28 protein-coding genes are annotated in these 26,199 nt (G+C 60.9%); 8 read left to right on the forward strand and 20 right to left on the reverse strand.

Features of this window, described 5'->3' with window-relative positions:
• Positions 1–125: 125 nt before the first annotated feature.
• The 13 genes from lgt to hisD form a co-directional block, all read right to left on the reverse strand.
• Complete coding sequence (gene lgt, locus HMPREF2808_RS01060) at positions 126–1,031, reverse strand: prolipoprotein diacylglyceryl transferase (RefSeq protein ID WP_070623166.1); 906 nt, start codon at positions 1,029–1,031, stop codon at positions 126–128.
• Positions 1,032–1,072: 41 nt separating this feature from the next.
• A complete protein-coding gene (locus HMPREF2808_RS01065; RefSeq protein WP_070519958.1) occupies positions 1,073–1,900 on the reverse strand; it encodes an indole-3-glycerol phosphate synthase TrpC in 828 nt (275 codons plus the stop codon).
• 172 nt (positions 1,901–2,072) lie between these two features.
• Entirely contained in the window at positions 2,073–2,702 is a 630-nt protein-coding gene (locus HMPREF2808_RS01070) for a TIGR02234 family membrane protein (protein WP_196189524.1), read from the reverse strand.
• Positions 2,695–3,039, reverse strand: coding sequence for a phosphoribosyl-AMP cyclohydrolase (gene hisI, locus HMPREF2808_RS01075; RefSeq protein WP_227486122.1), 345 nt, complete (start codon positions 3,037–3,039; stop codon positions 2,695–2,697). The genes HMPREF2808_RS01070 and hisI overlap by 8 nt, the downstream gene beginning before the upstream one ends.
• Before the next feature lie 53 nt (positions 3,040–3,092).
• The gene (gene hisF, locus HMPREF2808_RS01080; RefSeq protein ID WP_070623171.1) at positions 3,093–3,857 is read right to left on the reverse strand and encodes an imidazole glycerol phosphate synthase subunit HisF; all 765 of its coding nucleotides are present in this window, start codon (positions 3,855–3,857) and stop codon (positions 3,093–3,095) included.
• Between the two features lie 129 nt (positions 3,858–3,986).
• Complete coding sequence (locus HMPREF2808_RS01085) at positions 3,987–4,790, reverse strand: inositol monophosphatase family protein (RefSeq protein WP_070533252.1); 804 nt, start codon at positions 4,788–4,790, stop codon at positions 3,987–3,989.
• A gap of 4 nt (positions 4,791–4,794) precedes the next feature.
• Positions 4,795–5,577, reverse strand: a complete 783-nt coding sequence (gene priA / locus HMPREF2808_RS01090) for a bifunctional 1-(5-phosphoribosyl)-5-((5-phosphoribosylamino)methylideneamino)imidazole-4-carboxamide isomerase/phosphoribosylanthranilate isomerase PriA (protein ID WP_070519945.1) — start codon at positions 5,575–5,577, stop codon at positions 4,795–4,797.
• A 30-nt stretch (positions 5,578–5,607) separates the two neighbouring features.
• The gene (gene hisH, locus HMPREF2808_RS01095; RefSeq protein WP_070519943.1) at positions 5,608–6,243 is read right to left on the reverse strand and encodes an imidazole glycerol phosphate synthase subunit HisH; all 636 of its coding nucleotides are present in this window, start codon (positions 6,241–6,243) and stop codon (positions 5,608–5,610) included.
• The gene (locus tag HMPREF2808_RS01100) at positions 6,240–7,460 is read right to left on the reverse strand and encodes an MFS transporter (RefSeq protein ID WP_070520166.1); all 1,221 of its coding nucleotides are present in this window, start codon (positions 7,458–7,460) and stop codon (positions 6,240–6,242) included. The genes hisH and HMPREF2808_RS01100 overlap by 4 nt, the downstream gene beginning before the upstream one ends.
• Before the next feature lie 50 nt (positions 7,461–7,510).
• Positions 7,511–7,693 (reverse strand): hypothetical protein, encoded by a 183-nt coding sequence (locus HMPREF2808_RS01105; protein WP_070519941.1) that lies wholly within the window; start codon positions 7,691–7,693, stop codon positions 7,511–7,513.
• Between the two features lie 6 nt (positions 7,694–7,699).
• On the reverse strand, positions 7,700–8,332 hold the full coding sequence (gene hisB, locus HMPREF2808_RS01110) for an imidazoleglycerol-phosphate dehydratase HisB (RefSeq protein WP_070519938.1): 633 nt from the start codon (positions 8,330–8,332) through the stop codon (positions 7,700–7,702).
• Between the two features lie 56 nt (positions 8,333–8,388).
• Positions 8,389–9,492: a histidinol-phosphate transaminase gene (locus HMPREF2808_RS01115; RefSeq protein WP_070562721.1), complete on the reverse strand. Its 1,104-nt coding sequence runs from the start codon at positions 9,490–9,492 to the stop codon at positions 8,389–8,391.
• Between the two features lie 3 nt (positions 9,493–9,495).
• Complete coding sequence (gene hisD, locus HMPREF2808_RS01120) at positions 9,496–10,845, reverse strand: histidinol dehydrogenase (RefSeq protein ID WP_070562719.1); 1,350 nt, start codon at positions 10,843–10,845, stop codon at positions 9,496–9,498.
• A 152-nt stretch (positions 10,846–10,997) separates the two neighbouring features.
• Between hisD and HMPREF2808_RS01125 the strand changes: the two genes are divergently transcribed.
• Complete coding sequence (locus HMPREF2808_RS01125) at positions 10,998–11,921, forward strand: YbjN domain-containing protein (RefSeq protein WP_070623174.1); 924 nt, start codon at positions 10,998–11,000, stop codon at positions 11,919–11,921.
• On the opposite strand, the gene HMPREF2808_RS01130 is transcribed toward HMPREF2808_RS01125, so the two are convergent.
• Positions 11,918–12,319 carry a hypothetical protein gene (locus HMPREF2808_RS01130; RefSeq protein WP_227485693.1) on the reverse strand — a complete coding sequence of 134 codons (402 nt, stop codon included), beginning with the start codon at positions 12,317–12,319 and terminating at the stop codon, positions 11,918–11,920. The genes HMPREF2808_RS01125 and HMPREF2808_RS01130 overlap by 4 nt on opposite strands.
• A 149-nt stretch (positions 12,320–12,468) precedes the next feature.
• A complete protein-coding gene (locus HMPREF2808_RS01135) occupies positions 12,469–13,206 on the reverse strand; it encodes a hypothetical protein (protein ID WP_070623177.1) in 738 nt (245 codons plus the stop codon).
• Between the two features lie 176 nt (positions 13,207–13,382).
• Here HMPREF2808_RS01135 and HMPREF2808_RS01140 point away from each other — a divergent pair, with 176 nt between their 5' ends.
• The 5 genes from HMPREF2808_RS01140 (at position 13,383) to HMPREF2808_RS01160 (ending at position 19,468) form a co-directional block, all read left to right on the forward strand.
• A complete protein-coding gene (locus tag HMPREF2808_RS01140) occupies positions 13,383–13,973 on the forward strand; it encodes a TetR family transcriptional regulator (protein WP_070623179.1) in 591 nt (196 codons plus the stop codon).
• 20 nt (positions 13,974–13,993) lie between these two features.
• Positions 13,994–16,189 carry a glycogen debranching protein GlgX gene (gene glgX / locus HMPREF2808_RS01145; protein WP_070623182.1) on the forward strand — a complete coding sequence of 732 codons (2,196 nt, stop codon included), beginning with the start codon at positions 13,994–13,996 and terminating at the stop codon, positions 16,187–16,189.
• An 89-nt stretch (positions 16,190–16,278) separates the two neighbouring features.
• The gene (locus HMPREF2808_RS01150; RefSeq protein ID WP_070623185.1) at positions 16,279–17,664 is read left to right on the forward strand and encodes a 3'-5' exonuclease; all 1,386 of its coding nucleotides are present in this window, start codon (positions 16,279–16,281) and stop codon (positions 17,662–17,664) included.
• 141 nt (positions 17,665–17,805) lie between these two features.
• Positions 17,806–18,414, forward strand: a complete 609-nt coding sequence (locus tag HMPREF2808_RS01155) for a hypothetical protein (RefSeq protein ID WP_070533270.1) — start codon at positions 17,806–17,808, stop codon at positions 18,412–18,414.
• 49 nt (positions 18,415–18,463) lie between these two features.
• Positions 18,464–19,468, forward strand: a complete 1,005-nt coding sequence (locus tag HMPREF2808_RS01160; protein ID WP_070519920.1) for a GTP pyrophosphokinase — start codon at positions 18,464–18,466, stop codon at positions 19,466–19,468.
• Here the strand turns inward: HMPREF2808_RS01160 and HMPREF2808_RS01165 are convergent.
• From HMPREF2808_RS01165 to ilvA, 4 genes are read right to left on the reverse strand one after another with little or no spacing between them, the layout of a single operon-like run.
• The gene (locus HMPREF2808_RS01165) at positions 19,465–19,851 is read right to left on the reverse strand and encodes an RNA-binding S4 domain-containing protein (protein ID WP_070519918.1); all 387 of its coding nucleotides are present in this window, start codon (positions 19,849–19,851) and stop codon (positions 19,465–19,467) included. The genes HMPREF2808_RS01160 and HMPREF2808_RS01165 overlap by 4 nt on opposite strands.
• Before the next feature lie 6 nt (positions 19,852–19,857).
• Entirely contained in the window at positions 19,858–20,094 is a 237-nt protein-coding gene (locus HMPREF2808_RS01170) for a hypothetical protein (protein WP_070546804.1), read from the reverse strand.
• 34 nt (positions 20,095–20,128) lie between these two features.
• Positions 20,129–20,767 (reverse strand): YigZ family protein, encoded by a 639-nt coding sequence (locus HMPREF2808_RS01175; protein WP_070596853.1) that lies wholly within the window; start codon positions 20,765–20,767, stop codon positions 20,129–20,131.
• Positions 20,767–22,050: a threonine ammonia-lyase IlvA gene (ilvA, locus tag HMPREF2808_RS01180; protein WP_070623188.1), complete on the reverse strand. Its 1,284-nt coding sequence runs from the start codon at positions 22,048–22,050 to the stop codon at positions 20,767–20,769. The genes HMPREF2808_RS01175 and ilvA overlap by 1 nt, the downstream gene beginning before the upstream one ends.
• A gap of 178 nt (positions 22,051–22,228) precedes the next feature.
• Here ilvA and HMPREF2808_RS01185 point away from each other — a divergent pair, with 178 nt between their 5' ends.
• Both HMPREF2808_RS01185 and HMPREF2808_RS01190 read left to right on the forward strand, forming a co-directional pair.
• A complete protein-coding gene (locus HMPREF2808_RS01185; protein WP_070565488.1) occupies positions 22,229–24,142 on the forward strand; it encodes a choice-of-anchor I family protein in 1,914 nt (637 codons plus the stop codon).
• Positions 24,143–24,252: 110 nt separating this feature from the next.
• Positions 24,253–24,879: a hypothetical protein gene (locus HMPREF2808_RS01190; RefSeq protein WP_070519908.1), complete on the forward strand. Its 627-nt coding sequence runs from the start codon at positions 24,253–24,255 to the stop codon at positions 24,877–24,879.
• A gap of 87 nt (positions 24,880–24,966) precedes the next feature.
• On the opposite strand, the gene HMPREF2808_RS01195 is transcribed toward HMPREF2808_RS01190, so the two are convergent.
• Positions 24,967–26,163 carry a cobalamin-independent methionine synthase II family protein gene (locus HMPREF2808_RS01195; protein WP_070519906.1) on the reverse strand — a complete coding sequence of 399 codons (1,197 nt, stop codon included), beginning with the start codon at positions 26,161–26,163 and terminating at the stop codon, positions 24,967–24,969.
• Positions 26,164–26,199 lie beyond the last annotated feature (36 nt).

The following is a 26,199-nucleotide window of genomic DNA, read 5'->3' on the forward strand; positions in this document are numbered from 1 at the left end:
GGCATTTCGTACTCATCATTCGGAACCTCAGGCTTCCGAATAAGAGCTCAAAAACACCGTGTGTGATCCCGGCTACTTTTTCTGTTTTCAGCGCCTAAAACAGGCAGACGCTACGAAAGCTGTACCTAATTAAAGCCTGCGGAGCCACCATTCTTCTCAACTTCCGCGGAACGAGCGGGATCCACTTCCTCCGGTGACTCCTGCCCACGTGGCAACCGGAAGTACACAATGAGCGCAACAACGAAGCAGACCACCGAAACGATGACGTTGACGCGCAACCCGAAGATGTGTGTGGCCTCATCAGCGCGCATGTTTTCTACAACGAAGCGCCCCGCCGTGTATCCGGCAACGTACAGCGCGAACACACGCCCATGGCCGAGTTTGAACGCCTTGTGCGCCCACAGCAGGAACACACACACCGCCACATTCCACAGCAGTTCATAGAGGAAGGTCGGATGCACTGAGGTCACTACTTCCCCGGTCGAGCGTCCGCTGATTGGTGCGTACGCGCCGCTGTCATTTACTCGGTAGTAGATGTCCAAGGCCCACGGAACCGTGGTTTCACGGCCGTAGAGCTCCTGATTGAACCAATTACCCAAGCGCCCGATAGCTTGGGCCAAGACAAGTCCGGGCGCGACGGCGTCCGCAAATGGCCCCAATGGGATGCCTTTAACCTTGAACATGATCCACACCGCTATTGTGCCTAGCGCCACTGCGCCCCAAATGCCGAGGCCGCCGTTGGTAATCTTCAGCGCATCAACTGGATTGCACGTGGAACAGAAGTACTTTTCGTTATCCGTAATCACGTGGTAGAGGCGCCCACCAATAATTCCGGCCGGTATCACCACCAAGGCCGCATCCCACACCACATCCGGGTTTCCACCGCGGGCGGTATAGCGGCGCAGCGTCATCCACATCGCGACGAGGATGCCGACGATGATGCACATGGCATAAGCGCGAATTGGGACCGGACCTAGATGCCACACGCCTTGCGGCGGAGAGGGAATGTTGGCGAGATTGTAAATTTGCACGGGAAACAGTGTGCCTGAAAATAACGCCCACTACAACGCGTCTAGGTCCTGCGCGAAGGGCACGCCGGATGCTGGCCGGTAGCCACCAAAGAACGCGCCAAGGCCATGGGGTCTTGGGCAGCCATGATGGACTCACCGACCAAGATGGCATCAGCGCCCTGAGAAGCATAAGACAACACGTTTCGCGGGCTATTGACCCCACCCACCGCGATGCGCGTCATGCTCTCAGGAAGACCCGGCGAAATAGTAGAAAAGGCCTCCCGATTAATAGCATCGGAGGCCAAAGACCACGCGTTGATCGCCACGACAGTTCCCCCTGCCTTAATGACGCGATCCACCTCAGCGCACGTACGAACTTCCAGGATGGCGGTCATGCCGAGAGATTCCACGCGGTCTAGGAGAGACTCGAGGCGAGCCTGGTCGAGCAGCTCCACTTGCAGGGGAATCGCATCCGCCCCATAGCACCGCGCCTCATGGATCTGATAGGGGTCGACGATGGTGTCGCGGCATAGCATCGGTATGTCAACGGCGGACCGGGCCGCCCGCATGTCTTCGAGGGAACCGTGGAAGCGGCGGCGATCCGTTTGACACGCCATCACATGCACTCCGGCTTCCTCCAGGCTATGCGCCAACGCTGCCACGGACTGCGGGCTCTCCAAATGCGCAATTTCACCGCCATAAGGTACGGCGCGCTTTATTTCGGTAATGATAGAGCATCCCGGACGCAGCAAAGCCTGTGCAGCATCGCGCGGGGCATCCATGTCTCGGGAACGCGCCTTTACTTCCTTGAAGGGAACGCGGGCCTCCCGCGCGGCGACATCAGCTAGTACGCCGGCCACGAGGTGATCGACGGCAATCGGGGTAGGCATGGAGCACCTCCCTTCCCCGAAGGAAACTCAATGAAAGAAACAGGATGGAGTTCGAGATCACACTTAGGCTAGCGCGCTCTTACCTCCAACCAGAAATCCGGGGTCCCCTTCTATCAGCGCAACACCCCGTGGTGGAGATGAGACGAGCCGGTGGCTCGTGCCGCCGCCTCCCCTAGGTGGTGCGAGGATCTGTGGGGTCGATATCGGCGTCCAAAGCGTCCCACATCACGCGGCCAGAATCCTGGGAGGTTTCTAGATCTTCCTGCAGGCGCTCCTGCCGTACAGCTGGTGTCTCATATTTGGCGGAGCGGGGCTTATCGCCTCCCGGATTGCTGGCCACCATGACCGCACCAAAGAGCGCGAGTGCAGCGCCGACGAGGGCGAGGACAGGGCCGGCAGTCGAGGCATCCGCGGAGAGCACCGTGGCCCAGTCAGAAATGGTCGTGGACTCCACGGAGGTATCATTCGTGCCTCCCTGCAGCAGTTCCTCGGCGCGCTCCGCCTCCGGGCCGGCGGTCAGCAACGCAACAGGCCGCCATCCCGCAGCCGCCGCGGCAAGTGCTGTGAGGCCAGATACGATTCGGCGGCCGGTGCGCCGTAGCGCGAAGGCCGCAACACTGCCAGCGAGGACCACAACGCTCAACGCGATGAGCTCGAGGGACCACAAGGAACCCGATAGCTCCGCAACGCTGGAGCCGGCCTTATCATCCTCAACCGCAGCCTTTACCCACGTCATGCGGGAAGACAGCCACAATAGGATGGCACCGACAAACATCAACAAGGGCCCAATGCGCTTAGCCATCATTCTCCTCCCCTATGAGATCACGTGCATCGAAACAGGTCCGGTCACCGGTATGGCATGCCCCGCCGCGCTGACGAACGGTGAGCAGGATGGTGTCACCATCGCAATCCAAGCGCGCGCCGACCACTTCTTGGGTGTTGCCGGATGTTAGGCCTTTGATCCAATACTCGCGGCGGGAACGTGAATAGTAGGTTCCGCGGCGCGTCGCCAACGTGTAGGCCAAGGCATGGTCATCCATCCACGCCAACATGAGCACCTCACCGCGCTCCGACTGCACAATGGCTGGAACAAGCCCCGCCTCGTTGCGCTTAAGTTGCTGAGCAATTTCATCACTCAGCTCATAAGCCCCGACAGCCGTTGGGTCGGTGGTGGGGTTGTCACTGTTCCTCGTCACTGTCGCACCTCCTTGCCTGCCGCGGCTAGCGCCTGCTTGACCTCAGAGATCTCTACTTCTCCGAAGTGGAAAATGCTGGCGGCCAGCACCGCATCTGCCCCAGCGTCGACAGCCGGTGGGAAGTGCTCGGCCTTTCCCGCACCGCCGGAGGCGATGATCGGAACGGAAACTTTCTCGCGCACTGCCTCGATCAATTCGATATCGAAGCCCGCCTTGGTTCCGTCGCCGTCCATGGAGTTCAGCAAGATTTCGCCGACGCCCAAGTCCTCACCGCGCTTGGCCCATTCCACGGCATCGAGACCCGCAGAACGCGTTCCGCCATGCGTGGTGACCTCGAATCCGCTGGGGAAATCTGCAGCACGGCGCGCATCCACCGACAACACAATGCACTGCGAGCCAAACACATCCGCGAGCTCGCGCAGCAGCTCCGGGCGCGCGATGGCAGAGGAGTTGACGGAGACCTTATCGGCGCCGGCGCGCAGCAGTTCGCGGACGTCGTCGACAGACCGCACTCCACCGCCAACGGTCAGCGGGATAAAGACCTGATCGGCTGTGCGGCGTACGACGTCAAGCATGGTACCGCGGCCGTCCTTCGACGCTGACACATCGAGAAAAGTCAGCTCATCAGCACCCACGCGGTCGTAATGGGCGGCCAACTCGACTGGGTCGCCGGCATCACGCAGGTTTTCAAAGTTAATGCCTTTGACCACGCGGCCATTATCAACGTCAAGGCACGGGATCACTCGCACGGCAAGAGCCATGGTGACAATCCTCCTAAAGCTCAAAGCGAAATGAAAGGCAGCTCGAATCGAACTGCCGATTGATGAAATTCAAGTCCGGTATGCGGCGCTAGCGACGAGCGCTAGCGTCCTAGGCAAGCCAAGCGCCTATCAACGGCTTCCGCGGGGGTTTCGGGCGATGGCATCCAAGATCGTGGCATGCACCTGCGGGGTACCGCCCACGAATCCCTGTGAATGCGCGGTCCACTCGTTGCCTTCTGGATCACTCACGCGGCCACCGGCAGCCTTGATCATGAGAGCACCCGCCGCGTTATCCCACGGGTGCGGCGAGAAATTCACCGCGCCGTCAAACACGCCTTGAGCCACAAATGCATTATCCAGACCCACGGACCCGGTCATGCGGGGACGCAGCCCGGTCTCCCGGAGATCATTGAACAGGCCCGTCGGCAGGTGCGAGGAGCAGCCCACGTGGCCACGAGCCTCGTCGAATCCCTGGGCTTCTTCGCCACCACCGAAACCAGTGGAGGGGCCGCCGCTGGTTCGCAGCTGCATGCCCTGCGCCGCAACGACGCGGCGGTGTAGCAGAGGGAAATCCGCTACTGCAACAACCGGCTTTGCTTCGTGGATAAGCGTGACAAGAATGCCGCAGCATGGATTCCCGGCTGAGTAGTTCGCGGTTCCATCCACGGGATCCACAACCCACACCGTTTCTTCAAGGCTGCCGCCTGATTCTTCACCGAGTACCGGGATACCGGTGAGCTGGTTCAGCGTCAGTCGCAGCTGCTGTTCAATCAGCAAATCCACCTCGGTGGCAAAGTCCCCTTCGCCCTTGAAACGCGCGGGCGCTGCACCGAGGCCCCGGCGGAAGAGATCATCAACCTGGTCCACCGCTGCTTCTGCAAAGGCCACGAGTTCGCGCGGATCCGACGCGGAGGTTCCTGACATCGGGGCCATTGGCCTACCTCTCCTCGATCGGGTCAATGTATTCTTCACCCGGCAACGGCGTAACTTCCGCAACCGCCGCGAGCGCCTCCTCCAGTGTGAAGCGCTCCTCATAGAGAGCCTTGCCGATGATGGCGGAATCAATTCCCTCATTTTCGTAGAGGGCCAATTCACGCAGATCATCAAGGGTGGAAATCCCACCGGAGGCTGTTACCTTTGCCTCCGTGGCGGCCGCAACCTCACGCAGCAGTTCGATGTTGGGGCCTTGCAGCGTCCCGTCCTTGGACACGTCCGTCACCACGAAGCGAGTGCAACCAGCGGCGTCAAGGCGCTCGAGCACCTCCCAGAGGTCGCCACCATCGGAAACCCAGCCGTTACCGCGCGTGCGCCACTCGCCGTCCACCATCCGGACTGCGAGATCGACCGCGATGCGGTCACCATGCTCTGCCAAGACCTTGGCAATCCATTCGGGGTTCTCCAAAGCCGCGGTACCAATATTGACGCGGCGGGCTCCGGTGGCGAGTGCACGGGCCAAGGAGTCATCATCCCGGATACCTCCGGTCAGCTCCACGTTAAGGTCCACGCTCGTGGTGATCTCAGCGAGCAGCTCGTGGTTGGAGCCGCGGCCAAAGGCTGCGTCCAGATCTACTGCGTGCAGCCACTGCGCGCCTTGGGCCTGCCACTTAAGGGCGGCCTCACGCGGCGAGCCATAGGGCTTTTCAGTTCCGGCCTCTCCCTGATCAAGGCGAACCGCCTGACCGTCGACGACATCAACCGCGGGCAACAGTGTAAAGCTCATGGTGGGTAGTCTACCTTTCGAGTGGGCTCTTTAAAGCGTTCCAATCCAGTTCTTTAGCAGCTGCGAGCCGACGTCACCCGACTTCTCCGGATGAAATTGCGTGGCCCATAGCGCACCGTTTTCTACCGCGGCGACAAAACGGTCACCGCCATATTCGGACCACGCCACCTTCGGCGGCTCAGTGATTTCAGTCTCGAGCTCCCAGCTCCGCGCGGCATAGGAGTGCACGAAGTAGAAGCGATCCTGCGCGCTCACGCCATGGAACATAAGGCTATCGTCGGGAAGCTCAACGGTGTTCCAGCCCATGTGGGGCAGAACCGGCGACTGCAAGCGGGTCACCTCCCCCGGCCACTCACCACAGCCTTCCGTATAAACGCCGTGTTCTGTACCGGACTCAAAGAGAATCTGCATTCCTACGCAGATACCGAGAACTGGGCGGCCGCCAGCTAAGCGTTGACCAATGATCCGAGGCCCCTGGGCTGCGCGCAGGCCTTCCATGCAGGCAGCGAAGGCGCCTACGCCGGGCACCAACAGGCCATCGGCTTCCACCGCTAGCTTCGGGTCTGCGGTCACCGTCACGGTGGCACCGACCCGCTCAAGTGCGCGCAAAGCCGAGCGGAGGTTGCCGGCACCATAATCAAGGACAACTACGTCGTGTGAGCTCATCGTGGCTCCTTTCCGGGCCTCCTCGGCCTTCTAATCCTGCGCAAGCGCGTTTGGATGTCATTAAGTTCGCTCACGCGAGTCTTACCCAAAGCTAGGTCAGCAGCCGTCATGAGCAAGCCCACTGCAATGATGGCGGCACCTGCGGCAAAAGCGCCTTTGTATCCTGACATCGCCACGACGGCGCCAAGGACCGTCGAACCAAGGCCAGTACCACCGTCGTAGAAGATGTTCCACACCGCAGAACCCTCGGAGAGCCGCTCGCGTGGGAGGCGGTCAAACATCGACAGCAGCGCCTCGTTTTGAACGATGCCGAAGCCGGCACCGTAGATGACCGTACCGAACACGAGCAGCCATACCGACCACTCTTGCCACAGCACGGCGGCGATGAGTCCCACACCCACGACCGAGGAAGCCTGGGCCGGAATCATGAGTGTGCCGGGCTTGCCCACCCGGTCCGCCACGACACCGGCGACGTAGCGCGCAATCATGCCCGCGCCACCAATCACGGACAGCATGAAGCCGCCCAAAACCGCGCCGCGTTCAGGATCCAATTCGCGCACGGCCGGCGAAATGAAATTCGAGGCCACGCCGTAGCTCACGGAGAAGCTCATCAACGCCAGTGCCGGCACGAGCACAAGCTTCCACATTGGGGCACGCGGAGTGGTATCCGATGGGTCCGGCATTCCCACCGGGGCAGCCTTGATCTGCGGTACGAGGATGCAGGTGAAGAAACCCAGAAGGCCGAGGCCGGCGGCCAAGAGGTACACCACGTTATAGTTGTACGCTGCGGCGACGGCAAGGCCGACGGGCAGGAAGGCCATCTGTGCCGCGCCGATAAAAAGGCCGAAGATTCCAGTGGCCTTGCCCAACAAGCGCCGCGGCGTGATTTCCGCGATGAGCGCGTTTTCTGACACCGTCAGGGCACCAAAGCCAATACCGCGCAGTGCGGAAAAGCCTAGGGCGATTGGGGCGGCGTCGCCCAGCATGTGGCCCAACGCCGGCACGCCCAAGAGCAGCGCCGACGCCGCCATGATCGGCCGGTAGCCAAAGATGCGCAGCAGCATCGGAGTCGCCATTTGGGTAAGCACGGTGGCCAGCATGAACACGCCGGTTGTGGCGCCAGCCAGCGTGGCCGATCCGCCGGAATCCAACACAGCCAACGGCACCACGGGTAGCAAGACTGACCACGCGCCGAAGGCGGAAACCACCGCGATCATGGTTTCCTTGAAGCCGGCAACCTTCCACACACTCTGAGGGGCGTTATCTGTCACTTTGCCGCCAATCCTGCCGAAAAGATGTCGAGGAACCAGACCAACGCGGCGGCCACGGCGACCGCCGCGAGCGCGCCCGCGACCACAGTCAGCAATACTGAACCGTTCTGATACGCCGCCCACGCGCCGCCGACGAGCAGACCGGCGACGAGAAAGAGAATGAGAACCATGACATTCATAGCGTCTTAGAGTGCTCCCTTCGTCGAAGGAACTCCGGTTACTCGCGGATCCCGCTCGGTTGCCTGGCGCAGGGCGCGGGCCACTGCCTTGTACTCGGCTTCCGTGATGTGGTGCGGATCGCGCCCATAGCGCACGTTGACGTGCAGAGTCGTCGCCGAGTGTGTGGCAAAGGTTTCGAAGAAGTGCCGGTTGATCACCGTGGCGTAGTGCCCGCCGATAACCTGCCACTCCAAGTTCTCCGGCTCGCCATTCATGACAAAGTAGGGCCGCCCAGAAATGTCAACGACGGCCTCCACCAGCGTTTCATCCATGGGCAGAAGCTGGGAGCCGAAACGGCGGATGCCGGACTTATCCCCCAGTGCTTCGAGGAAAGCGCGGCCTAGCACAATCGCGGTGTCCTCCACTGTGTGGTGGGCATCGATATCGATATCACCCTCGGCATGGACCTTAAGGTCGAAGGAGCCGTGGGTACACACAGCGTTGAGCATGTGGTCAAAGAACGGCAGCCCCGTTGAAATATCCGCCTGGCCGGTGCCATCGAGGTTGATTTCGACGGAGATCTTTGTCTCCCCAGTCACGCGCTCTGCGCGGCCAATGCGGTCGCCTAAGTCGTGGCGTGTAGCTTCACCAGCGCTCATTGTCCCACGCTCCTTCTTTTCATCATGAGCCTTTGTCTGGGCTCAAGTTTCAGTTCTCAGTTAGTCATCTCTACTGTATCTGCCAAGTCCGCCGCGGCCGAAAGGAAGGCGTCATTCTCTTCGGGCAGCCCAATCGTGGCGCGCAGGAGACCCGGTACGCCGTTGTCTCGGATCAGCACATCGCGGTCGAGGAATCCCTGCCACACCGCGTGTTGATCGGCAAAACGTCCGAAGGAGACGAAGTTGGATTCGCTCGGCACAACGTAATAGCCAAGTTCCTGGAGCCGTGCGACAACCCGATCCCGCTCCGCCGAAAGCTTCGCCACGGTACCCAAGGTCTCCTCCTTGTGAGCAAGAGCCACTGTGGCCGCGATCTGGGATAGCACGGAGAGGTGGTACGGCAAGCGGACGAGCATCACGGCTTCCACGAAAGCGGGATCCGCCACGAAGTAGCCCAAGCGCCCGCCGGCGAAATCGAAGGCCTTGGACATCGTGCGCGAGACCACGAGCTTGGTCGGGTACTTCGCCAGCAGTGTTGTAGCTGAGGGCGAGGGCGAGAATTCCATGTAGGCCTCGTCCACGATGACGATGCCCGGCGCGGCCTGCGCGATCTTCTCCACCAGTTCGATCGGGGTGACATCACCGGTGGGGTTGTTCGGGGTGGTGATGAAGACGACGTCGGGGCTGTGCTTGGCGACGGCCCCCAAAGCCGCCTCCTCATCGATGCGGAAGTCCTCATCGCGCGGGCAGGAAATGAATTCGGTCTGTGTACCTGCGCACAGGATCGGATGCATGGAGTAGCTCGGCGTAAATCCCAGCGCGCTGCGGCCCGGCCCACCGAAGGCCTGCAGCAGCTGCTGGAGCACCTCGTTGGAACCGTTGGCTGCCCACACGTTCTCCACGCCCACGGTGACACCGGTCTGCTCGCTGATGTATTCCGCCAGCGCCGTGCGCAGCTCGACGGCATCGCGCTCCGGGTAGCGGTTGAGTTGGCGTGCGTGCTTCTCGACGGCCTCCACCATGTCCTTCACCAGCGCCTCCGACGGCGGATAAGGATTCTCGTTGGTATTGAGTTGGTTGGTTACCGTCAGCTGCGGGGCGCCATAGGCGCTGGAACCACGCAATTCTTCACGAAGGGGAAGATCCTTCAGCTCAGCCATGGTTTAAGCTTCTCCTTTCTGGGCATCTGTGTCTTCGGCGAATCGTGCGGCGATTGCTTCGCCGTGGGCGGGCAGCGCCTCCGCTGTGGCGAAGGCGATAACGTTCTCTGCTACCTCGCCGAGTGCCGCGCGGTCATACTCGATGAGGTTTACTGGGCGAAGGAAGGTGTGCGTCGACAAGCCGGCGCTAAACCGCGCGGTTCCAGAGGTTGGCAAAACGTGGTTGGAACCCGCGGTGTAATCACCAAGAGGTACGGGCGAATAGTCGCCAACGAAGATGGCACCGGCGTGGCGAATGCGCTCCGCAACTGCCCGGGCGTTCTTCGTGTGAACCTCCAAGTGCTCGGCGGCATAGGCATCCGCGACGGCGATTCCCGCCTCAAGGTCCTCAACCACGACAATGCCCGACTGCTCACCGCGCAGCGCCTCGGCGGCGCGTTCGGCATTGGCGGTGGCGGTATAACGCTGCGCTACCTCCGCGTTCACGGCGGCGGCAAACTCCTCTGAATCAGTAATGAGCACGGAAGCAGCCATGGGATCATGCTCTGCCTGGGAGATGAGGTCATAGGCCACGTAGACGGGGTTGGCGCTATCGTCTGCCAAAATGGCGATCTCCGTGGGCCCGGCCTCCGCATCAATGCCCACCACGCCCTGCACTGCCCGTTTAGCGGCGGCAACAAAAACGTTGCCTGGGCCGGTAATGATATCGACAGGCTCCAGTGCTTCCTCACCGGTAACCGGTTCATCATCGCCATAGGCCAACAGCGCAATGGCTTGCCCGCCGCCTACTGCCCACACCTCGTCCACGCCGAGCATGTGGCACGTGGCCAGCACCGTCGGGTGCGGCAGTCCGCCAAACTCCTTTTGTGGCGGGGAGGCCACGACCATCGCCTCAGCGCCCGCTTCCTGGGCGGGGACGGCGTTCATAATGACGGAAGATGGATACACCGCCTTGCCGCCCGGGACGTACAGCCCCACCCGCTCGATGGGGTGAAAGACCTCGGTGACCGTTGCCCCCGGTGCCAGGGTGGTCGTGTGCGAATCCGGCCTCTGGTCAGCGTGGACAGCACGCACGCGTGCGATGGATTCCTCGATGGCTGCCCGCACTTTCGGGTCCAGCTCTTCGGCTGCTTTCTTTAGCTCCTCCTGAGGCACTCGCACCGCGGCCGGGCGTATACCGTCAAATTTTTCGCCGAAGTCGAGGGCGGCCGCCGCTCCGCCGTCACGGACCTTCTCCACCATGGGGATAACAGTGCCCATCACCGAGGACACGTCCGTGCCGCCTCGCGGCAATACTCGGCGCAAACGGGAGGTAGTAAGTGCCTCTCCACGCAGGTCGATGGTTCGTAGCATGCTGGGACCTCTTTTTATAATATGCAGTGGTTTCTATACCTTCCCATTACTATACCCGGACCGAAAAGCCAGCGAACCGGCAGGTGCGGGTTATAGAATGTGCCACTAGTAACACATTCCGGCATCCCGAATCGGTAGAGGGAGGTGGCGAAATGAGCAACGGCGCCGACGGCCTGGACCGCCAGTCCCCGTCAGACCTGCTCGCCCGCGTCGAACGCCTCACGCGCCGGGAAAACCTTGACTGCATACGGGTAACCGCACACGAACTCCTCTTCCCGCACTCGCCGCTCGGGGAAACCCGCGCTTTCATGGACACTGAGGGCGAGCCGATCCTACGCTTCTACACCACCCACCATGGCATTCTTGGTTTCGGCGATATCCCCAGTCTCAGCGAGTTCGTCAACGACTGGAACCACGACTGCCTCTCGCCGCACCTCGTGCTCAACTATTCCTCCCCTACCGAAGTCGAAGTGTGGGGCCACTCCTTCCTCGTGGTGCACCAGAAACCCACGACAGCCCAACTCTCCGCTTCGGTAGTGCCAGCGCTCCACAACGCCGCGGCCTGCCTCGAAGAACTGGCTAAACATTTCCCCGTTCTCACGCTTCCCCGCCCGGCAGTCCCGGAAGAACAGACAGAACTCGACGGCCCCGTCGCCAGCGTAGATACGGCCCGCCTCGAAGCCCTCTTACCCGCCCTGGGAATTTCGCGCTTCCAATCAGATGGCGATGAAGCAGTTTATGCCTGGATCAATGACGTCCTCTTTGCCTTCGCCATTGACTCCGGCCCGAGCCTCATCATCAAAGGCCATTGGGACCCGAACCTACAGGGCAGCGAGTTCTCCAAGATCTTCCTCATTTGCAATGATTGGAACCGGAACAATCACTCGGCCTCGGCCTTCTGCCACTCCAACGTTGACGGGCTGCAGGTGCGCATTGATTACGCGGTCATGACGGGCGCTGGGCTTTCCGACGCCCAACTGATAACCGCCCTCGGCCGCGGCATCAAGCACGTCCTCCACGGCATCGATGACATTTCACGCGATGCCGTGGGCTCCTCCCCCGTCGCGTGGCCCTAGCGCACGTCGACCGCTGCCTCATTTTCTTCCGTTTCACTTTCGAGCGCCACGCTGGGCGGCTCAAAGAACAGCGCGGACCAGTAGACAAACATGGCCATAAATGGTCCCACAAGCCACGCGATGCCGGGCGAAAACTTCGGCACGAACTCCACGAATTCCCCGGGGTTCTCCGGAACATCAGTGGCCGTCGCCCCACCGAAGACATAGAAGGACGCCGCACCGGCCAAAGCCGCCAGCGCCACCCACAGCAGCACACCGACGCCACGGTAGCGCTCTCCCCAACGGTGGGCGATTGCTCCCAAGGCCATACCGAGGACTCCGGTGATCAGCACGAAGGTGATATAAGAATCGAATTGCACGTCGGCAACGTTACGCAGGACATAGCCGCCATCCTCCATGCGATGGCCCTCCAGAGTAGGCCGCCACAGCCCCCAGACAGCGCCAACAGCGGAGAAACCAAGGAGCGCTAACGCGAGCAACCCCGCGCCGAATCCAATGGCGCGGGGTATATGAAAGCTAGGTGCACGCAGTGCAGGCACGATAATCTCTAGCCGCAGAAGGTCCAGTTACCGTTCTCGCGCTTGAAGCGCATGGTGGAGCTATCCATGCCCTGGCTGGTGTTGACGTTCACGGTCGCGGAGGCGTCATCGCCGTTAACCACGACATCGTTGATGGACTCAACGCCGGTCTTGGACCAGTCGAAGCCCTCCATCTGGGAGGTGTCCTGGCCAGCTGCGGCCATCATGTCCTTGAGCTGGTTCATCGGCACATCCGGGACCTGGTTGTAGTCCACCTGGTCGAGGCCGGAGTTCGGATCATTACGCACGGCCGCGCAGGTGTGCTCCGGAAGGTACTTCACAAAGGAGCGCATGGTCTGCTGCTCATACATGCCACGTACCAGGGTGTTGATACCGTCGATATCCTCCTGGCTTGCGGCCTCGCCCTGAACCGGTTCAACCTTTGGCATGTTCTGGAACGGGTCAGCACCCTCTTCGAAGGGGTTGGCTACAGCCTGGTCGCCGCCCCCAGGGTTCTCTCCCTCCGGCTTCGGAGCAGCGCTCTCGCCGTCCTTATTCTCTTCCCCCTCCTTCTTATCCTCAGAAGTCTTCTCTTCCGTCTTCTTCTCAGACGTCTTTTCCTTGGACTTCGTCGTCGTGGTGGTCTTTGCCGCAGAGGAAGCGGTGTCGCCTGCGTTCTCGTCATCGGAACCACAAGCAGCCAAGGAAAGCGGTGCAACGAGTGCAACAGCGATGAGGGACTTCTTGGCAGGTGTCAAAAAGGACAAGGGATAACTCCTCAAATTAAATAGAGAGCGATAGGTAAATCCACGCTAGGCGTGGTGGTTGCTCTTGGGCGTCTCCGACAACCCTAACAAGGGCTGTTTGAAGAAATCATATTTTACACCTTGAAGCTTCCTGTGAGCCCCACTAGGGGTTTCTTGCGCCGCGTAGAGTTGGTCGTGTGCATCTATCTCGCGACGCTATCGTTTCCACCGCCCTCGAACTCTTGACCCGCTACGGGCTTGCCGACGTCACCATGCGCCGCGTCGCCACCAACCTCGACGTGGCTCCCGGCGCCTTGTACTGGCATGTAGCTAACAAGCAATCGCTCATCGCCGCCATGACCGCTGAGATCCTCTCCCCCGTCGCGGGTGAAACCACGGCGGAGTTGGTCAGCTCGCTACACCGGGAGCTGCGCCGCTGGCGCGATGGCGCCGAGGTAGCCATTGCTGGCGCCGCTTTCCCAGAGTCTTCAGTCAGCGCTGACTTAGAAGAGCTATTCACTACGGCACTGCAGAAAGAAGCCCCCGATGCATCGAAGGAAGATAGTGCCGTCGCCGCCCGCACGCTGATCCACTACACACTGGGCGCTACTTTCATGGAGCAATCCCGCGAGCAGCTCAGTGGGGCGTCGTCCAGCGAGGCGTCGCCAAGCACGGTCTTTCCCTCTCCAAGTATCTCAAGCACCGCGCCCGTGGACGCCACCTCTGTGCGCGCCGCGGAACTCATGGTTGCCGGTTTAAAGTTACTGCGAACCGATCGCTGCGAATAGAATTGACTAAGCTGAGCCTCATGACTGAGACCCGTGCTGATCTAACGCCATCTCGCCAGGTGTGGCCTGGTTCCCCCTCCCCGCTCGGCTCCACCTTCGATGGAGCCGGAACTAATTTTGCTATCTTTTCCGAAATCGCGGAAAAGGTTGAGCTCTGCCTCATCGACCACGATGGCAGCGAAGAGCGCATTGAGTTGACTGAAGTCACCGCCCATGTCTGGCACGCCTACCTCCCCAACGTCAGCCCCGGACAGCGCTACGGTTACCGCATCCACGGCCCTTATGAACCGGAGCACGGCCTGCGCTGCGATCCCTCGAAGCTACTTGTCGATCCTTATGCCCGCGCCTTCGACGGTGATTTTGACGGCGATGCCTCGCTGTACTCCTACGATATCTTCGCTGAAGAGCCTGGCACCGGGCGCAACGAAGATGATTCCTTGGGCCACACGATGCTGTCGGTGGTCATCAACCCCTTCTTCGAGTGGCACGGCGACAACCGGCCGCATACCCCGGATAACGAAACCATCATCTACGAAGCCCACGTCAAGGGCATGACGATGACGCACCCGGATGTGCCAGAGGAGCTGCGCGGCACCTACGCCGGCATGGCGCACCCAGCGATCATCAACTACTTCAAGGACTTGGGTGTGACGGCCGTCGAGCTGCTGCCGGTCCACCAGTTCCTCCAGGATGACCGTCTGCGCCAGCTGGACCTGCGCAACTACTGGGGTTATAACACTTTCGGTTTCTTCGCGCCGCATGCGGACTACGCCTACGCCAAGAAGCCAGGCGAGGCAGTGGCTGAGTTCAAGGCTATGGTTCGCGCTTACCACGAGGCAGGGATTGAGATCATCCTCGATGTCGTCTACAACCACACCGCCGAAGGCAACCACATGGGGCCAACCATTGCCTTCCGCGGTATTGATAACCATGCCTACTACCGCTTGGTCGATGACAATCCCGAGCACTACATGGACTACACCGGCACCGGTAACTCCCTCAATGTCCGCCACCCGCACTCCCTCCAGCTGATTATGGATTCGCTGCGTTATTGGGTGACGGAGATGCGCGTGGATGGCTTCCGTTTCGATCTCGCGTCTACTCTGGCGCGCGAGCTGGATGACGTCGACAAGCTCGCCACCTTCTTCGATCTGGTGCAGCAGGACCCGGTGGTCTCCAAGGTCAAGCTCATCGCCGAGCCCTGGGACGTGGGCCATAACGGCTACCAGGTTGGTAACTTCCCGCCCATTTGGAGCGAATGGAACGGTAAGTACCGCGATACCGTCCGTGATTTCTGGCGCGGGGAACCGTCGAAGATGGGTGAGTTTGCCTCACGCTTGACCGGCTCTTCCGACTTGTATGCCAACAACGGCCGCCGCCCCACCGCATCCATTAACTTCATCACCGCTCACGACGGCTTCACGCTGCGTGATTTGGTGTCCTACAACGAAAAGCACAATGCGGACAACGGGGAGGACAACCGCGACGGTGAATCCCACAACCGCTCGTGGAACCACGGCGTGGAGGGCCCGACTGACGACGAAGAAATTAAGAAGCTTCGCCGCCGCCAGGTCCGCAACTTCCTCACTACCCTTCTGCTCTCCCAGGGCACCCCGATGCTGTGTCACGGCGATGAACTAGGCCGCACCCAGGGCGGCAACAACAACGTGTACTGCCAGGACAACGAGATTTCCTGGATCGATTGGTCGATGTTGGAGCAGGAAAAGAACATCGCCATGCACGGTTTTACTAAGCGCCTGATTAACATCCGCAAGAACCACCCGGTGTTCCGTCGCCAGCGTTTCTTGGCCGGTGGCCCCTTTGGTTCTGAGGTGAAAGACCGCGATATTGCATGGCTCGTGCCCTCCGGCAAGCTGATGACTCCGGAGGACTGGGATTTTGAATTCGGCAAGGCCCTCATGGTCTACCTCAATGGCAACGCCATCACGGAAACGACGGCCCGCGGCGAACGCATCACGGATGATTCCTTCATCATGATTTTCAACGCCCACCACGAGGACATTGAGTTCACCCTGCCGAAGAAGGACTTGGGCGCTAGCTGGCGGCTCATCGTCGATACTTCTGATTCCGGCGGATACCCGGACGAGGAAAAGCTGATCTCTGCCGAAGGAACCATCATGGTGCAGCCGCGCTCCACGCTGATTTTGCGCCAGACCGAGCCCCCAGTCTTCGACGACAACGACGAACCTGCATAATCGGTTGCTTCGGCAAGAAGCAGCTGAAGCTTTGGCTGCTTCTTCACCGCTTGCTCTCCACCACCAACACCATGCTTTGAAAGGAATCCGTGTCCTACACTGCCCACGGTGCCGTCATTGATGTCACCGCCGAAGCCATTGTTTTCCGCCGCTCTTTGCTTGCTTCTTCCCTCGGCGCACCAGCCCACGAGAGTCTCTCCCTCGCTGGAGCCACGGGCGTGGAATGCACGGAGCCGACGGCAACTGGTTTTGGTCAAGTCATCGTTCACGGCACCAGTGGTTCCGGAGATGGTGCTGGTGACACGGTCATCCGTTTTGCACCCGGCCAGGACGCCACGGCTTTCGCGCAGGCGGTGGAGGCTGCCTTGCGCGGCGAAGCACCGGCCGCCAGCACTCGTGTTCAGGGATTGAACTTCACCGCCGTCGATGTGGAAACGGCCAATGACAACTGGGGTTCGGTGTGCCAGATCGGCGCGGTCCGCTTCCGCGATGGCGAAGAGACCGAGTCCCGTACGTGGTTGTGCACTCCCCCGCCGGGCCTAGAGCACTTCGACGACGTCAACATCAGTATCCACGGCATCACGCCAGATGACGTCGCAGATGCTTCGCCCTTTGCGGATGCTGCTGCCGAGCTCTTCGACTTCCTCGGCTCTGACACGATGGTGGCCCACAACGCACAGTTCGATTCCACGGCCTTGCGCAGCGGCCTTAAGAAATCTGCGGCGCCAGTTCCGGAGATTCGCTTGGCGTGCTCGCTGGCCCTGGCTCGCGATGCCTCCCGCGCCGGCGTCATCGACGTGGCCAACCATAAGCTTCCGACCGTCGCCTCCTGTATCGGGGCCGAGGACTTCCACCACCACGAAGCCACAGCGGATGCCCGGGCAGCCGGCGAAATTGTTAGCGCCCTGGCTCAGCGCTTTGGTCACTCTGGTTCCATCGAGGACTTGTTCACCATCCGTGACTTTGCCCTGGGCACCTTGAGCGAGGAGTCCGTCATCCCAGTTCTGCGCGCTAACACTGCTCCGCTGTCTGCAGCGGACTTAGGCGCAGGCACGGATTTCCGCGACAAGACGCGCATGGCCGGAACGACCTCGGGTGCGAAAAAGAAGAGCTCCGGGTCCGCACAGCGCCGCGGGCCGGCCCCATGGCAGTCCGTATCCACGCCAGACACCATCCCGGATCCGAACCCCGACGCCGATCCAGAAGGCGCATTGTTTGGCCAGAATGTCACCCTCACTGGTGACTTCGAACCTTTTGATAAAGGTCTGTTGTGGTCCAAGATTGCTGAGCGCGGTGGAAAGGTGGGCAAGAACGTCACGAAGAAGACCACCATCCTCGTCGTAGGCCAGTGGGCCACCAAGACATCGAAGGAAAAGCGCGCCGAAGAGCTACAAGGCAAGGGCCAGGATATTGAGATCTGGCAGACAGACAAGCTCCTCGAGGAGCTTCAACTCGATGAAGCACCTCCGTTTTAACCCGCGATTGGCCTCAAGGCATCCGCGATAAGCCCCAATACAAAGGAATTCTCCTCTTCGCTGGGAACCGGTGGGCGTGGAGCGCAGTCCAATAAGCATAAGGAATCTGCACCTGCCCAACCGTTACGGAGATAAATCCTTATGACCATCGCGCTATCCACTTCCCTCCACGTCGATCGCCTTCTCCCCTCGCTCTGCCCGAGCGAAGAGCTGACCGGAAATAAGCTGTGTGATGATGGTTTTGGGGACTCACCTGCTAGCCTCCAGCTATCGCGCACGCTATCGATGTCCATAGTGCGCGGCACGGGTACGGAGGCCAAGCGTGTGAGCCAGCGCGCTCTGGATGATATGGGCTTGACCGTACGCCAGGCATGGGATTCCGCAGCGCTGAATCTGCAGCGGCGAGCGTTGACGGAGCAGGGACTGCGGTTCTTCACCCGCCCTGCCGAGCTGGGCTTCATGGGGGCCGAGGCAGGCCTCGAGGTGCGTGCTCATCGCTGCACGATATCGTCCTGGTTGGCCCATCCGCAGGCTTTCGTTATCCTAGACAATCATCTTCAGAGGCTCAGCCAGGCTCGAAGCATCACGTACCTCGTGCCTGATGCGCACACTCTTTATGCGTTGTTCAACGTATGCCCGCATCGCGCCACGGAGTTAGCGTGGCGCGCTGCTGAATTGCGTCCGCGCCATCGAGCCCCGCTCAGCATGCAACCGCTAGTATTAGCTAACGGCTTCCCGTTGGAGGTGTAGACACACCCCCGCACTTTTCCGCCGTGGCCGAAAGGAGTCACGTTTCACGATGGCTGAATCATCCATGTCCCGCTTGAGCAACCAGTATCATTCCTGGGTGCACGCGCATCCCACTGCGGCGCAGGACTTCCGCGATGCCATCGAGGACTTGCTTAACGACGCCGGAATTATCTTCGACCGCGTAGCTACCCGCGTCAAGCTTTGGCCGTCCCTGAAGGCCAAAGCAAAGAAGCGTCGCAGCAACGGCGAGCTCATGTACCCCACTCCGTGGGAGGATATCCACGATGTCTTGGGCGTGCGGATTACCGTCTTCCACTCCACGGTTATTCCGGAGGCCCTCGAAGTTCTGGGAGAAACCTTCACCGTGCTTCGCTCGGTGGACAAGGCAGCAGAAACGCGGATTTCCGGCGGCTTTGGCTATGGTTCACACCACCTAGTGCTCAAGGTTTCTGAAGATAGTGCCGCTGCCCTTGAGGAACTTGAAGCCTATGTTGGCTGGACCTTTGAGATTCAAATCCGCACTGTGCTGCAGCACGCCTGGGCGGAATTTGAGCACGATATCCGGTACAAGCAGGGACCAAACCCGCCTTCCCCACAGGTGGATCGCCTCTTCACGCTCGCTGCGGGCCTCATTGAGTTGGCGGACCAGCAGTTCGATGAGATTGCCGCACTCAAAGCCCCCAGCTCCGAGGCGGACGATGACGTGGAAATCACGGCAGAGACCCTCCCCGGCGTCCTCGCCATCATTCTGGGTAACCGCTTTCCGCGTTCACGCTCGGAGCACTACCGCTTCCTAGCGGAGCTTTTAGAAAACAACGGCATCAATCGTCTAAGCCAGCTCAAGCAGCTCCTCGATGAAGACGCTATCGCCCACGTGCACGACGCCATGCGCTACCGCTTCCGCCCGGGCCAGGTCAGGCTTATCGACGATTTGCTGCTCAACAAGTTCGGCGCCCAGCACATCGAGGCCACCGCCCAAGCCGGTGACCGCAAGGACCGCAAGCGTCGCCTGAACGCGCGCCTGAAGGCCTTAAAAAACTTCCGGAATAATTAGCGGAATCCGCCGCGGAACTTGTCCATCTGCCGGCGCTCTTTCTTCGTGGGGCGGCCGGCACCGCGCGGGCGAACCGGAACCGAGGGCAAAAACTCCTTCGGCGGTGGCGGCGGTGCGTGGTCGATGTAGCAGGTCCGCGCGATGGGAGCGCCCACGCGCTTGGACACGGTGGCGAGCACCTCGAGATCATGTTCGTGGTGGTTGCGCCACACGCGCACGCGGTCGCCGGGGACAACCTGCTGTGCGGGCTTGGTGGCGTTGCCGTTGAGCTTGACGTGCCCGGCGCGCACCGCTGTGGCAGCTTCTGACCGAGTCTTGAACATGCGCACGGACCAGACCCAGGCGTCAATGCGGACGGGCCGCCCGTCGGGCTGATTCACCATAGACGCTTATAGGTTGTGGTTTTCGTTGACGATCTTCTGGATCTTTACCCAGTTGTAGGCGCCGCCGACCACGGCGACGATGAGGCCAATCGCCATACAGGTCCAGAAACCGGTAAGCGCCCAGCCTAAGAGCACACCGCCAGCGACGCCGCCCACGACACAGATAGCGCCGTTGCGTGCGTGGGTGCGTACGGCTTGTTTGCGTTGCTCAATGGGATTGTTGGGGCGTCGCTGCATAGTCATGGGGCTTATTTTACATGGCCAGAAGCCCGCCACCTTAAAGCTCCACCCAGGCTGTTCCGGCTTCCTTCGGCTCTACCCCACCCTGAGTCAGTGCCGCGAGCGTTGCAGCGAGTTTCTCCTCACCGCCGGGCTCAACGGACACGGTGAAAGTCACTGCCTGGCCATAAGCGGTATCCACCATGTCGACGCCGCGGTTGCGCAGCTCCGCTTCCAGCCGGCCGGCCTCCGCGTGGGAAACCTCGACAGTATAGAGCTCGCGCAAGGCGCGCGTGACATGCTCAACCTGCTCCATCGTCTCGCTCACGGCGCCGCCATAAGCGTGAACGAGCCCGCCCGCGCCCAGCTTGATGCCGCCGAAGTAGCGCACGACCACCGCACAAATATCAAGCAGCCCCGAGCCTTTCAAAACATCAAGCATCGGTTTACCGGCGGTGCCGGAAGGCTCGCCATCATCGGAGGAGCGCTCCACCGGATTCGAGCCATCGACGTGATAGATATACGCCGAGCAGTGGTGGCGGGCGTCGGGAAAGCGGTCGCGGGCGGCGTCGATAAGCGCGCGTGCTTCCGCCTCATTCGTGGCGCGGCCGATGAGGGTGATAAACCGCGAGCGTTTGATCTCAATCTCGTGCTCGACGACGTCTCCTGCGACCGGGCGCTGATAGCTCTCCAGCATTATGCGACGAGGAAATCGTACTCAGGGGTGCCCGGCTGAAGCTGCTGGCAATTCAGCTTCGACTTCTCCATGCGCTCCAGCAGGCCATCGATGCCCGCTGCGCTGCCCAGTTCGATGCCTACCAGTGCCGCGCCGGTCTCGCGGTTATTGCGCTTGAGGTATTCAAACAAGGTGATGTCATCCTCCGGGCCGAGAACATCCTGCAGGAAGTGGCGCAACTGGCCTGGCTCCTGCGGGAAGTTCACCAAGAAGTAGTGCTTGAGGCCGCGGTGTACTAGGGAGCGCTCCATGATTTCGGCGTAGCGCAGCACGTCATTGTTGCCGCCGGAAATAACGCAGACCACCGTCGAACCCGGCTGCAGGTTCAGCGTGCACAGGCCGGTCACGCTCAGCGCGCCGGCGGGCTCGGCGATGATGCCTTCGTTCTGGTACAGGGCCAACTGCTCAGTGCACACAGCACCTTCGGAGACGACATCCCAGTGCAAGCGGCCTTGATTGGCCTCCAAAACCTTGAAGGGCAGCTCACCGATGCGCTTGACTGCAGCCCCATCGACGAAAGGATCCACGGTGTCGAGCGTTACCGGCTCGCCGGCAGCGAATGCAGCGCTGAGCGACGCCGCCCCGGCCGGCTCAATGCCAACCACCGCGGTGCGCGGGGCCATGTCAGCGAGGTAGGAGGTGATGCCGGAGATCAGGCCGCCGCCGCCCACGGGGACAACCACGGTGTCGAGGGATTTACCGATGGACGACAGCTGGGACACGATTTCCGCGGCGACGGTTCCCTGGCCGGTAACGGTATCGCGTGCGTCGAAAGGCTCAATAAAGAAGGCACCGCGTTCCGCAGCATCCGCGTGCGCGGCGGCTGCCGCTTCATCGAAGTTGGCGCCGGTGACCACGAGTTCCACGACGTCACCGCCATGGACCAGGATGCGGTCGCGCTTTTGCTTCGGGGTCGGCTCCGGCACGAAGATCTTGCCGTGGATCCCCATGGTGCGGCAGGCATAAGCCACTCCTTGGGCGTGATTGCCGGCAGAGGCAGTAACAATCCCCTGCTTCCGCTGTTCTTCGCTTAAGTTCGACATGCCGTACAGAGCGCCGCGAATCTTGTAGGAGCGCACGTCCTGCAGATCTTCGCGCTTTAAGTACACCTCATAGCCGGTTTCTTGGGACAGGCGCGGGCAATACTGCAGCGGAGTCGGGGCAATCTCCGAGCTAATTCGCGATTGTGCCAGTTGGATATCAGAGGCGTGGATTGGCTCGAAGTCTTGCGGGGTGCTTGTCATGGTGGCTCATTTTAGCGCCCCAGCTCTCTCGCGTCGCACATTACCTAGCATTCGACCGATTCACCCAACGTTTACCTAGATATCGATTGTTTGCAACGCTGCGTTCCCCAAAAGCACCATGGGCGCAACGTACGGTGGTTCGGAAACTTTTTCGTTCCGCTTCAAGGAGTCTTTCTCAATGTCTCGCTCTTTCTCCCGCCGCACTCTCGCGGTGTGTGCTGCGACCGCGACTAGCCTTAGCCTGACCGTTCCGGCATCCTCGGCCGCGATTGTGGACAACGTCATCGAGCATTCCGCCGCTGACGCCAACCTCAAGGTGACCCCGATCGGCACCTATGAATCCGGCGTGTACGCAGAGTCAGCCGCGGAAATCGTGGCCTTCCACCCAGCCTCCAAGCGCATCCTTACGGTTAACGCGCACGCGGGCCAGATCGACGTCCTCGACGCCGCTGACCCAGCCAAGCCCACCTTGATCGGCTCCATTTCTGCCGGTGAAGGCAAAGAGATCAACTCCGTAGCCGTGCGCCCTGATGGCCTGGCTGTGGCCGCCGTCCAGCAGGCGGACAAGACCGAGAACGGCGAGGCGCTCTTCTTCAACGCTGCGGCCGAGGACCTGGCCGCCGCCGAGCTGGGGCGCGTGGCGGTGGGGGCTTTGCCGGATAACGTCCACCTCACCGCGGACGGAAGCTACGCTCTCGTGGCCAACGAGGGCGAGCCGTCGAACGAGCTCAACGCCGAGGGCACCGATTACGTCGCCGACCCAGAAGGTTCCGTCTCCGTTATCAAGCTGCCGGCGGGAGTTGCGGCGCCGGCTCAGGCGGATGCCCGCATCGCTGATTTCACGGCTTTCGACGGCAAGCCACTGCCTGAGGGGGTGCGCGTCTTTGGTCCCTCCGGGCACGAGGCGAAGCCCTCCATTGACTTCGAACCGGAGTACATCTCCTCCCAGGCGGGCAAGGCATACGTGACACTGCAGGAGGCCAATGCCATTGGGGTCATCGATATTGAATCCGCCACCGTGGAGAAGATCCTGCCGGCTCACATTGCGGATCACTCGCAGGTGCCGCTCGACTCCTCCAACAAGGATGATTCGGCTGAGCTGCGCACCATCCCGGTCAAGGGGCTGTCCATGCCGGATTCCATCGGCGCTTTCACCGCCGGTGGCCAGACCTACTTTGCTACCGCGAACGAAGGCGATGCCCGCGAGTGGGGTGTCAAGGAAAAGGACGGTGGTTCCGGCGTCTACACCGATGAAGTCGAGCTCAAGGACCTCATCGAGGACGGCAAGGTGTGCGAGGGCGCGCTGGGCGACGTCTCTGCGGAAGACCTCGCCGATAAGAAACAGGCCGGCAACCTGAAGCTGAGTACTGCTTCCGGCTGGAATGAAGAGAAGGGCTGCTTCGATGAACTCTATGCCTACGGCTCCCGGTCTTTTAGCATCTACGATGCCAACGGCACGGTCGTCTTCGACTCCGGTAGCGATTTTGAAAAGATCACCGCTGAGCTGAATGAACCGGGTGTGTTCCACCACAACGCCGATAACGAAGCGGCCGAGTTTGATGACCGCTCTGACAACAAGGGCCCTGAACCGGAGGCCCTGACAATCGGCAAGGTTGGGGATCGCACCTATGCTTTCGTTGGCGCCGAGCGCGTCGGCGGCGTTTTCGTCTATGACGTCACTGACCCGGCCAATGCCTCCTTCGTCACCTATGTCAACAATCGCGACTTCTCCACCGATGAGTTCGCCGCTGCCGGTGACTTGGGCCCGGAGGGCTTCACTTTCGTCGACAAGGCCAACTCCCCCAACGGCGAGCACCTGCTCATCGTGGGCAACGAAGTCTCCGGAACCACCACCATCTACTCCGTTGAAGATGTGCTCGACGACGAAGACGCTGCCGACAACAAGGACGACGAGGGCAAGAATAACCACAGCTCCCACTCATCCACCGCGGGCATCATCGCCGGTTCTGTCATCGGAGTCATCGCCGCGGTGGCTGCCGCGGTAGGCCTGCTGAACACTCCGGGTATCCGCGAAACCGTCCTCAGCCTTGCACCGGCGCCGCTGCGTGAGCAGCTGGAGAAGTTCCTGTAATCCCTACTTTTCCTCGGGGCGGGCTGCTACATTGAAGTGGGCTTAGGACAAGCTAGCCCCCTTTTTTCTCACACCCCCTTCGCACCTTCTTTCAAGGAGAATTCCTGATTATGCGCCTTTCCACCTCCCTTATCGCAGTGTGCGCGACGACGATGGCCCTGGTCACTCCGTTGGCCACAGCCGCAGAATCTGCTGAGAGCAGCCAGTCCTCCGCTTCCTCCCAGAGCCAAAGCTCTAGTGGCGGAAGCTCTCAGGGCCCCAACGGTGGAAGCTCGATGAACGTCGGTCACATCGACACCTCCGATCTCTCCAAGGAATGTGCGGACGCTGTGCACAAGGCGCGTGAGGAGCACGAAAAGGCGGTTGCCGATGGCACCGCGGGTTCTTCCTTCATGGGGCCGCAGGAGCTGGGGCTCGGCATCCTTAACGGTTATGGTTCCTCTGGCATGCCAGCAGAGCCAGACTGCGTCCAAGCGGAAAAGGACGCCGAGTTGGAGAAGGAATGGGACGAGATGCCCGAATGGGTACAGTCCGCCCGCCCCAATGACACAGCCGAAGAGGTCTTTGCGTGGGTCGGCGGCATTATCGCTCTGGTCGCCGTCGCTATTAATGCGCTGACCGTGGTCGCACAATTCGACCCATCCGTTCTCGATGGTCTGCGCGCCTTCCTGAAGAGCCAGGGCTTCCACTGGGATAACTCCCAGAAGAAGGAAGGCGAGAAAGCGGCTGCGAAGTAACCGCCTCCCCACCAAAAATTAAACGCGCGAACCGAGCAGGTTCGCGCGTTTATTTAGTTTGCTCACTGGTTCATGGCCGCTCGCTGATTAGAACAGCTCCTCGGTGGCAATCTGCGCACCCTCCACGAGGGACTCCAGCTTGGCCCACGCGATCTGGTGGTGCAGACGGCCGCCGAGACCACAGTCCGTCGATGCGATCACGTTTTCTGGGCCGACCAGTTCAGCGAACTGGATGATGCGGTCTGCTACCAAGCGTGGGTGCTCCACAGCATTGGTGGAGTGAGAAACCACACCCGGGTAAATGACGGTGCCCTCCGGCAACTTGTGGTCCTTCCACACGCGCCACTCGTGGGCGTGACGCGGCGAGGCACCCTCGAAGGAGAATCCGCCGACCTTGGCCTGCAGGATCTCCTCAATGATGTCCTCGAACGGAATATCCGTCACGTGCGGGCCATGCCAGGAACCCCAGCAGATGTGCAGACGAGTCTGCTCACGCGGGATGTCCTTGATGGACTCGTTGAGGATCTCAATGCGCTCGCGTAGGAAGGCCTGGAAGTCCGCGACCGTCGGCTCCGGGACCACGGAGTCCCAGGCTTCAGCCAGGTCCGGGGCGTCGAACTGCACGGTCAAGCCAGCATCCGTGATGGCCTTGTACTCCACCTTGAGCGCTTCACCGCAGGCACGCACGAGATCGGTCTCATCCTCGTAGTACTTGTTAGGCAAGCGCGCCGCAGCACCCGGGGACAGGGCGGCGACGAAACCTTCGGTGCCCTCTGGCAGGGCGTCGGCAAGCAGCTTCACGTCTGCCTCGACTTGTTCCTGGCCAATGTAGGTAACCGGGCCGGTGAACTCCGGGTTGGCCACCTTCTTGCGGCCGGTAAAGATTCCCGAATCCGGGTCGTTGTAGGCCTCGGCGAAAAGGGCGCGGTCGCGGCGATCCTTCATCGACGAAAGGCGAATCTTGCCCGGCTCGGAACGAATCTTGTCACCGATTTCCCAGCGGTCCTTGTCCGTCATGGTCAGACCACCCAGGCGGGTAAAGGAGTAGTTCCACCACGCGCCGTAGTCCACGGCGCCGGAGGTGATGTGGCCGTATTCGCCCTCGTTAATGATGTCGATGCCGAGATCGACTTGGCGCTTAACGACGTCTGCGACCGAGCGTTCCAGAATCTCGTGGAACTTCTCATCGGAGATGGTGCCTGCGGAGCGCTCGAGGTTAGCTTCCAGCAGCTCCTTCGTGCGCGGCAGCGAGCCAACGTGGGTGGTGCGGATCTTATTGACCATGAGGAAACGGTCTCCCTTTCAACTAGACTGTGCTGT

This window comes from Corynebacterium sp. HMSC078A10 (genome assembly GCF_001811565.1).
GTDB lineage: Bacteria > Actinomycetota > Actinomycetes > Mycobacteriales > Mycobacteriaceae > Corynebacterium > Corynebacterium hesseae.

Excerpts from the sequence above, each read along its gene's own strand:
- ilvA (WP_070623188.1), bottom strand. The coding sequence starts at position 22,050 with ATGACAAGCACCCCGCAAGACTTCGAGCCAATCCACGCCTCTGATATC.
- priA (WP_070519945.1), bottom strand. The coding sequence starts at position 5,577 with ATGAGCTTTACACTGTTGCCCGCGGTTGATGTCGTCGACGGTCAGGCG.
- HMPREF2808_RS01130 (WP_227485693.1), bottom strand. The coding sequence starts at position 12,319 with ATGGAGGATGGCGGCTATGTCCTGCGTAACGTTGCCGACGTGCAATTC.
- HMPREF2808_RS01155 (WP_070533270.1), top strand. The coding sequence starts at position 17,806 with ATGACCATCGCGCTATCCACTTCCCTCCACGTCGATCGCCTTCTCCCC.
- HMPREF2808_RS01115 (WP_070562721.1), bottom strand. The coding sequence starts at position 9,492 with ATGGCTGAGCTGAAGGATCTTCCCCTTCGTGAAGAATTGCGTGGTTCC.
- glgX (WP_070623182.1), top strand. The coding sequence starts at position 13,994 with ATGACTGAGACCCGTGCTGATCTAACGCCATCTCGCCAGGTGTGGCCT.
- HMPREF2808_RS01165 (WP_070519918.1), bottom strand. The coding sequence starts at position 19,851 with ATGGTGAATCAGCCCGACGGGCGGCCCGTCCGCATTGACGCCTGGGTC.
- hisF (WP_070623171.1), bottom strand. The coding sequence starts at position 3,857 with ATGGCTCTTGCCGTGCGAGTGATCCCGTGCCTTGACGTTGATAATGGC.
- HMPREF2808_RS01195 (WP_070519906.1), bottom strand. The coding sequence starts at position 26,163 with ATGGTCAATAAGATCCGCACCACCCACGTTGGCTCGCTGCCGCGCACG.
- hisH (WP_070519943.1), bottom strand. The coding sequence starts at position 6,243 with ATGAGCTCACACGACGTAGTTGTCCTTGATTATGGTGCCGGCAACCTC.
- HMPREF2808_RS01125 (WP_070623174.1), top strand. The coding sequence starts at position 10,998 with ATGAGCAACGGCGCCGACGGCCTGGACCGCCAGTCCCCGTCAGACCTG.
- HMPREF2808_RS01065 (WP_070519958.1), bottom strand. The coding sequence starts at position 1,900 with ATGCCTACCCCGATTGCCGTCGATCACCTCGTGGCCGGCGTACTAGCT.
- HMPREF2808_RS01160 (WP_070519920.1), top strand. The coding sequence starts at position 18,464 with ATGGCTGAATCATCCATGTCCCGCTTGAGCAACCAGTATCATTCCTGG.
- HMPREF2808_RS01190 (WP_070519908.1), top strand. The coding sequence starts at position 24,253 with ATGCGCCTTTCCACCTCCCTTATCGCAGTGTGCGCGACGACGATGGCC.
- HMPREF2808_RS01175 (WP_070596853.1), bottom strand. The coding sequence starts at position 20,767 with ATGCTGGAGAGCTATCAGCGCCCGGTCGCAGGAGACGTCGTCGAGCAC.
- HMPREF2808_RS01085 (WP_070533252.1), bottom strand. The coding sequence starts at position 4,790 with ATGGCCCCGATGTCAGGAACCTCCGCGTCGGATCCGCGCGAACTCGTG.
- HMPREF2808_RS01185 (WP_070565488.1), top strand. The coding sequence starts at position 22,229 with ATGTCTCGCTCTTTCTCCCGCCGCACTCTCGCGGTGTGTGCTGCGACC.
- HMPREF2808_RS01100 (WP_070520166.1), bottom strand. The coding sequence starts at position 7,460 with ATGATCGCGGTGGTTTCCGCCTTCGGCGCGTGGTCAGTCTTGCTACCC.
- HMPREF2808_RS01170 (WP_070546804.1), bottom strand. The coding sequence starts at position 20,094 with ATGACTATGCAGCGACGCCCCAACAATCCCATTGAGCAACGCAAACAA.
- hisB (WP_070519938.1), bottom strand. The coding sequence starts at position 8,332 with ATGAGCGCTGGTGAAGCTACACGCCACGACTTAGGCGACCGCATTGGC.
- HMPREF2808_RS01070 (WP_196189524.1), bottom strand. The coding sequence starts at position 2,702 with ATGGCTAAGCGCATTGGGCCCTTGTTGATGTTTGTCGGTGCCATCCTA.
- HMPREF2808_RS01105 (WP_070519941.1), bottom strand. The coding sequence starts at position 7,693 with ATGAATGTCATGGTTCTCATTCTCTTTCTCGTCGCCGGTCTGCTCGTC.
- hisD (WP_070562719.1), bottom strand. The coding sequence starts at position 10,845 with ATGCTACGAACCATCGACCTGCGTGGAGAGGCACTTACTACCTCCCGT.